Here is a 5,288-nt window from a genome sequence, read left to right on the forward strand (position 1 = left end):
TATTGCATACGAGGTCGACCTCGTTCGTCGAACAGGCCTTCGACGAGAACACGTCTGATCTTCGTTATCGGATTCAACCTGGAATGATGCTGTTCGAACGACTCAGCAAAGAACGTTTGCCGTTTCCAAAGATCTATTATTGGATCGCTTTGGGCATCGCACCGTTCTATCTGATATTGAGCCGGCTGCTGTCTTCGAATTTTGGGACGAATGGCGTGTTGTTTGCACTCGCGGTATTGGGTATGCCAGTGTCCCTTTGGTTTGTTGGCCTGCTTGTTCGCATCTATCTCGTGATGGTAAGTTTACCGAGACAGCTCGGGAAGCAACATCGCAAGCCTGTGTTGGTGGCGGAATAGGGTGTGCACGGGTTTGGCGAGATCGGATCGCGAATGCGACCGACTCATCCGATCCGTCTAAAACTGTGCCGATACTTGAAATCCAACATCCTCGGGCACCCTGAAAGTCCAACGGCTTGGAATGAATAGTCGCCGGGCTTCCGTGAGACATGACTGAGTGACGAGAGTGGAACTGAAACGACGCCCGTAAATCGTTTTGAGCAAGGCAGGATTTTCAAACGCGTAGTGGTAAGCCCGAGCTCGCAATAATTGCGTTAACTCGACTAACCCTATCGAGTGAAAAGTGCCAGGGGTAATGGGGAGGTCGTCAAGTCAAACTGAATCCTCGAACGCAATGCAGTACCTTTGAGACATCATGAAACGATATCTGATTTTGAATGGCGACAAGACGACAGCTAACGGAACAGTGCATGCCACGCCGGCCACGATTCAACTGAACGGGCAAGACGTTGCACACGAAGGCGATAGCGTGATGTGTCCGTCCTGCAATTCAACAGGGAGGATCCAATGCGACGGACCACGTCAGATGGTGACCGCACCAGATGGAAGACATGCTGCCCTCAGCAATGATCTGTGTATCTGCGGTTGTCATCCGCCACCTACGTTGATTGCGTCGCAAAACATGGTGTCTACCGAAGCATAGTTCTGGGATTCAGTGGGTTTGAATGGCGTCCGGCTGTGCCCGACGTGAAGGATCGTTGACCAACTTGGCGATCGTCATTGGACAGCTGAATTCGTTGCTGCATAAAGTGGTGTCCGGGATGTTGTTAGCGGCGGTGCAGATCCGACACTAAACGGCGGCGGACAGAAAAACGGCACCGAAGACACCTTTAACAACGTGACCGGGAAACCAACATCCCATATCGAATGGCAAAATGACCGGATGAACGGGGCTTACAGGAAGTGGGATGTAAATAGCAATCTCGTGAAGGACGATACCTACCAGGATGGCGCGCTGATACCAACCCCTGCGGAACAGCAAGCGGCCTCAGACGCTGCGGTCCAGATGGACTACTCAGATTGCATGAAAAAGTGGCAACGAGCCGGAATGGCGATTCAGATGCACACCATGAGCCCGGACGAGGAAGTCAAGCAGTGGCAGGCATCCTGTAAGCAAGGGGTACTGCCGGACTAACTTCGGGCAAGCGCTGCCACCCTGCTTTCCTTGCCGGGCGTTCAGCGGCGTCGATAGGCATAATGAAATTCTCTCAGATTCTGGCACGCCCTCGGAAAAAGCCAAAGTCTTCAGCCAACCTTATGTGTTTTTTTTTTGCCCCGGATCATGCGGAAAAGCGCAGTGCGTACTCGCGACCGGCAAAATCCGGCCAACTTCGGACGTTCGATACCGATGTTTAGATCGTTGACAATTGGCAGTACAGCAGGTCGTTCACGAGTTGGCAGTCTGTGATCCGCGTCCGCTGATGAGGGCGCGAGAAACGCCTGATGCTTACGCTCTTTTCAGCCTCGGTCGCCGCGTTAAACGCTACTTCGGATCGGTGAAGCGCGTCTGCCGCAACCCGGTTTGTTGCTCCCGCTTTGCAAATTCCTCGCGTGCGGCCAGCATCGCGGGCCGGTGCTCCACGGCCCAGCTGCGGAGTGCCCGTAGGGGCACGATCAATGACCTCCCGAGGTCTGTCAGCTCATAGTCCACACGCGGTGGAATGGTCGGATACATCGTCCGGCTGACGAGGCCGTCCTGCTCCAGACCTTTTAGCGTGAGCGTGAGCATGCGCTGTGAAATGCCTTCAATGGCGCGCGCGATCTGGTTGTAACGCATCGGCCCATTCGACAACGAGCCGACCACCATCACCGTCCATTTGTCGCCGATGCGGGCGAGCGTAGGGATCACTTCCCGGCACCCCTCGCGGGGATCCGCCACCTCAGTGGCGCGAACAGGAATGTTCGTATCAGACAAAAAAGTGCCTCCTTGTGCGAACTTTTTCCGCTTCTATCATAGTGCAACGAACAAAATGTTCCTTGCTAAGACGCTTGGAACGGCGCGGGTGATCCCTGTGCTATCCCTCAAATCCCGGAGAAGAAGTTTGAAACTCTTGCACATCGATTCCAGTATCTCGGGCTCCCAGTCCGTCAGTCGCCAACTGTCAGCCAGTATCGTGACCCGCCTTAAGGACACCTCGCCGGGTCTTGCGGTCAGCTATCGTGATCTGGCTGCCGAGCCTGTGCCGCATCAGTCACCGGGCGTCCTATTCGCCAAGCTGAAATCACTGTACGAGGCCGGCGCGCTGGCCGGCGAGCTTGGAGACATGATGTCTGCCGCCGTGCGAAGCGGTGCACAGTCAGATGCTTCGGCGCAGGATGAATTCGCGGCAACTAACGTAGCCCTGGATGAGTTCCTTGCCGCCGATATCGTCGTCATCGGCGCACCGATGTACAACTTCGGCATTCCGAGTCAACTGAAGGCCTGGATCGACTGCCTGGCCGCGCCGGGCAAGACCTTCAGCTACACCGCGACGGGCGTGGAAGGCCTCGCCGGCGGCAAGAAGGTGATCATTGCATCGTCGCGTGGCGGGTTCTACTCCGCGTCGTCGCCGATGGCCTTCATGGATCATCAGGAGACTTTCCTCGCGGGCTTCTTCGGTTTCATCGGCGTCACCAACATGACGTTTGTCCGCGCCGAAGGGGTCAATACCGGTCCTGAGCAACGGCAGCGCGCGCTCCAGTCCGCCCTGGCTGAAATCGCCGTCCTGAAAGCAGCCTGAGACGTGCGAGCCAAGGCCGCCTCCGTCAACCCCTTCGACTGGAGAGGCCAACGGTGGCACTCCTGAGAGGCTTTATTTGTGATCGATAAAACTGCTGTCATCCATCCGAGCGCAATTATTGAGGAAGGCGCTGTGATTGGCGCTCGAGTTCGGATTGGTCCCTATTGCTGCATCGGCGGCGATACCGAGATTGGAGAGGGCACGGTACTCAAGTCTCACGTCGTCGTAAGCGGACGCACCAGTATTGGTCGCGACAACATCATCTATCCGTTCGCTACGATCGGAGAAGACAACCAGGATCTGAAGTACGCTGGAGAGGCGACAGTCGTGGAAGTGGGCGATCGCAACAGACTCCGGGAGAGTGTCACGATCCATCGCGGAACGGTCCAAGGCGGGGGGCTCACGAAGGTCGGTAACGACAACCTTCTAATGGTCAACGCCCACGTCGCCCACGATTGCGTAATTGGCGACCACTGTATTCTGGCGAACAATGCTACGCTAGGTGGTCACGTAACCGTAGATGAATACGCGATCATTGGCGGTATGTGCGCAGTCCATCAACTCTGCGCCATCGGGGCGCATGTCATGGTGGGAGGCTGTTCCGGTGTTGCGCAAGATGTGCCGCCGTTTATCATCGCCCAAGGTAACCACGCTTCACCGAATGGAGTGAACACAACCGGACTGCAACGCCGCGGCTTCAGCAAAGAGGCGATACAAGCCATTCGAAATGCGTACAAGCTGCTTTACCGGAGCGGAAGGACTCTTGAAGAGGTGAAGCCGGAAATCGCTGAGATTGCGATCGCTCATACCGAAGTTCAGCCTTTTTACGATTTTCTCGCTCGATCCACGCGAGGCTTGATTCGATAACGCACGGTCATGGCCCTGTCCAACGATTGAATGTCTGCTTTTCGGAAACGCGAAAGGCCGATGAGGGTCGGCGGACTAAACCGCTCGCGCGGTAGTCTTTGCGTTTGAAGTAAATGGTTCCTCAAGAGAAACCGGCTCGGTTTCCTATGTTGATTGATGAGGCAATCCGCCTCGTTACTCGACAGGAGCCGAGCGATGACCACATCTACCGAAGTTATCAGCCCACTGCGCCAGCGCATGATCGACGACATGCGCATGCGCCGACTCGCACCGAAGACGCAGGAGGGGTATCTGCGCGTGGTTCGCCAGTTCACTGTGTTTCTTGGTCGCTCCCCAGACACCGCGACGGTCGAGGACTTGCGGCGCTATCAGTTGCATCTGGTCGACCATGGCGTTTCTCCTGTTTCCCTCAATGCGGCAATCACCGGATTGAAGTTCTTCTTCGACACGACGCTCGGCAGAGATGACTTGATGGCGAAGATGCATCCCGTGTATCTGCCCCGTGTCCTGCCGGTCGTGCTTAGCCGTGACGAAGTCGGCCGGTTGATCGCCGCGGCCACCAACCTCAAGCATCAAACTGCGTTGGCCGTGGCCTATGGAACGGGATTGCGAGTCAGCGAAGTGGTCGCACTGAAGGTCGGGGACATCGACAGCGAACGCATGACGCTGCGCGTGGAGCAAGGCAAAGGTCATAAGGACAGGTACGCGATGTTATCGCCGGTCCTCCTCGAGCGCTTGCGGGTCTGGTGGCGAGTGGCTCGAGCCCAGGGTCGCATGCTTGACGGCGGTTGGTTGTTTCCCGGGCTCAATCCGATCGAGCCGCTTAGCGCTCGGCAACTCAACCGCGCCATCCATTCTGCGGCGCTCGCTGCGGGCATTGAGAAGCGCGTCTCTATGCACACGCTGCGTCATAGTTTCGCCACCCATCTCCTTGAGCAGAAGGTCGATATCCGTGTGATTCAGGTCATGCTTGGCCACAAGAAGCTTGAAACTACCGCACTCTATGCCCAGGTCGCCACCGACATTTTGCGCGAGGTGATCAGCCCGCTTGAGAACTTGCATCCCGCATAGCCGCTGCCGTGGTGGCGCATTGCGCGCTGGAAGTGGCTGACGTCTTTCGATCTCTGGGTTCACAGTGGCGCGAGTCCGCGAACCTCAGCCTGGGTCAGTTGAAGGTCGTGTCAGCGATCGAGCAGTGCCGTAGCGCGGCACTGGGGGGACATGTGTTGCGTTGCGAAGGGTGCGCGGCTGTCGAAGTCGCCTACAACTCGTGCCGCAACCGACACTGCCCAAAGTGCCAGGCCACGGCCGCACGACGGTGGTTAGACGCACGCCAGGAAGATCT

At 56.8% G+C, this 5,288-nt stretch carries 7 protein-coding genes and 1 pseudogene; 7 read left to right on the forward strand and 1 reads right to left on the reverse strand.

From position 1 onward, the window contains the following. From JWR14_RS20690 to JWR14_RS20700, 3 genes and pseudogenes are all read left to right on the forward strand, one after another. Nucleotides 1-356, forward strand: a pseudogene (locus JWR14_RS20690) (hypothetical protein); the annotation flags it as partial. A 355-nt stretch (nucleotides 357-711) separates the two neighbouring features. Beyond that, a complete protein-coding gene (locus JWR14_RS20695) occupies nucleotides 712-999 on the forward strand; it encodes a PAAR domain-containing protein (protein WP_299710693.1) in 288 nt (95 codons plus the stop codon). Between the two features lie 195 nt (nucleotides 1,000-1,194). Continuing rightward, nucleotides 1,195-1,491 (forward strand): hypothetical protein, encoded by a 297-nt coding sequence (locus JWR14_RS20700; RefSeq protein ID WP_299710696.1) that lies wholly within the window; start codon nucleotides 1,195-1,197, stop codon nucleotides 1,489-1,491. Between the two features lie 348 nt (nucleotides 1,492-1,839). Here JWR14_RS20700 and JWR14_RS20705 read toward each other — a convergent pair whose 3' ends face one another. Then, the gene (locus tag JWR14_RS20705; RefSeq protein WP_299710707.1) at nucleotides 1,840-2,235 is read right to left on the reverse strand and encodes a helix-turn-helix domain-containing protein; all 396 of its coding nucleotides are present in this window, start codon (nucleotides 2,233-2,235) and stop codon (nucleotides 1,840-1,842) included. Between the two features lie 163 nt (nucleotides 2,236-2,398). Between JWR14_RS20705 and JWR14_RS20710 the strand changes: the two genes are divergently transcribed. The 4 genes from JWR14_RS20710 to JWR14_RS20725 form a co-directional block, all read left to right on the forward strand. Next, entirely contained in the window at nucleotides 2,399-3,076 is a 678-nt protein-coding gene (locus JWR14_RS20710; protein WP_299710710.1) for an NAD(P)H-dependent oxidoreductase, read from the forward strand. Nucleotides 3,077-3,154: 78 nt separating this feature from the next. Further along, complete coding sequence (lpxA, locus tag JWR14_RS20715; RefSeq protein ID WP_299710700.1) at nucleotides 3,155-3,943, forward strand: acyl-ACP--UDP-N-acetylglucosamine O-acyltransferase; 789 nt, start codon at nucleotides 3,155-3,157, stop codon at nucleotides 3,941-3,943. A gap of 195 nt (nucleotides 3,944-4,138) precedes the next feature. Continuing rightward, a complete protein-coding gene (locus JWR14_RS20720; RefSeq protein WP_299710704.1) occupies nucleotides 4,139-5,014 on the forward strand; it encodes a site-specific integrase in 876 nt (291 codons plus the stop codon). A 26-nt stretch (nucleotides 5,015-5,040) separates the two neighbouring features. Beyond that, nucleotides 5,041-5,288 (forward strand): transposase zinc-binding domain-containing protein (locus JWR14_RS20725; RefSeq protein ID WP_299710713.1); only part of this gene is annotated, 248 nt, incomplete at its 3' end.

The organism is Caballeronia sp. (assembly GCF_028292365.1).
GTDB lineage: Bacteria > Pseudomonadota > Gammaproteobacteria > Burkholderiales > Burkholderiaceae > Caballeronia.